1 protein-coding gene is annotated in these 594 nt (G+C 47.8%); it reads left to right on the plus strand.

Translation table 11 applies throughout. From position 1 onward, the window contains the following. Positions 1 to 594 (plus strand): glycoside hydrolase family 2 protein (locus AMA01_RS13790; protein WP_305765082.1); only part of this gene is annotated, 594 nt, incomplete at both ends.

Below are 594 nucleotides of genomic sequence, written 5' to 3' on the forward strand. Positions count from 1 at the left end.
GAGACCTCCGATCTATCTGTCCGATGTTCGGGTTCAATCACTCTTAAGTCCGGACGGTCAAACAGGCCGTGTACACCTGGAAGTGGATGTGCAAGGGGACATTTGTCGCGATCAGCCGATTCCCTTACGGATAAGGCTGATTGATGGCATGATGGATTGCGAAATCCTTGAAAACACTATGTTGTGCGATGGATTCTTGACTTACGAGACTGAGATTCCCAACGTAAGACCGTGGACAGCGGAAACGCCTAATCTGTACACGCTGCTGGTGTCAATTAATCCAGGCTCGTCATCTGCAGAACATGTTGCGCTACAAGTAGGCTTTCGCACCATTGAGATCGCTGATGGCCAACTGAAGATTAATGGAGTGCCGGTTGTGTTAAAAGGAGTAAACAGGCATGAGCACGACGCACGTCTTGGCCGAGCTTTAACACTGGACGTAATGATTCGTGATGTGCAGATGATGAAACAGAGCAATATTAATGCCGTTCGCACCAGTCATTACCCTCACCATCCTGTGTTTTATGAACTTTGCGATCGTTACGGTTTGTATGTACTAGATGAAACAGATCTCGAGTGCCACGGCTTTGCATT

Origin of the sequence: Alicyclobacillus mali NBRC 102425 (genome assembly GCF_001570745.1) — a bacterium.
GTDB classification, from domain to species: domain Bacteria; phylum Bacillota; class Bacilli; order Alicyclobacillales; family Alicyclobacillaceae; genus Alicyclobacillus; species Alicyclobacillus mali.